This is a genomic window from Sutterella massiliensis (assembly GCF_016899755.1).
Lineage (GTDB): Bacteria > Pseudomonadota > Gammaproteobacteria > Burkholderiales > Burkholderiaceae_F > Sutterella > Sutterella massiliensis.
Genome location: NZ_JACJJC010000382.1, coordinates 1 through 304, shown reverse-complemented (window position 1 = coordinate 304; position 304 = coordinate 1). Strand labels below are relative to the sequence as shown.

The window sequence follows — 304 nt, the reverse complement described above, 5'->3', positions numbered from 1 at the left end:
GTCTTCGACCACCGTGAGCTTTTCGGAAGCGTCGAAGAGAACCGCATTTTCAAGGTCGCCCGTCAAGTTGGCGATGCGGACCTGCGCGTCCTTCTGAATGTCGACCGTCTTCGCCGCAACGGCCGCAACATTCGCATCCGAGAGCGCAGCGGCATCGATCAGGGCGAGGCCCTTGGCGGCAATCGTGACGGAACCCGCGGCGGGCGCAAAGTTGCCGAGTTCGGCCTTGCTGCCGTCGACCGTGATGGAGCCGTCCTGAACCTGAAGCGCCTTGGCGACGTAGAGAACAGCCGTCACATCGGCG

At 63.2% G+C, this 304-nt stretch carries 1 protein-coding gene; it reads right to left on the bottom strand.

The annotated features are described in order from the left end of the window. The coding region (locus H6A60_RS13005) for a hypothetical protein (protein WP_205105284.1) at positions 1 to 304 on the bottom strand (304 nt) is incomplete at both ends.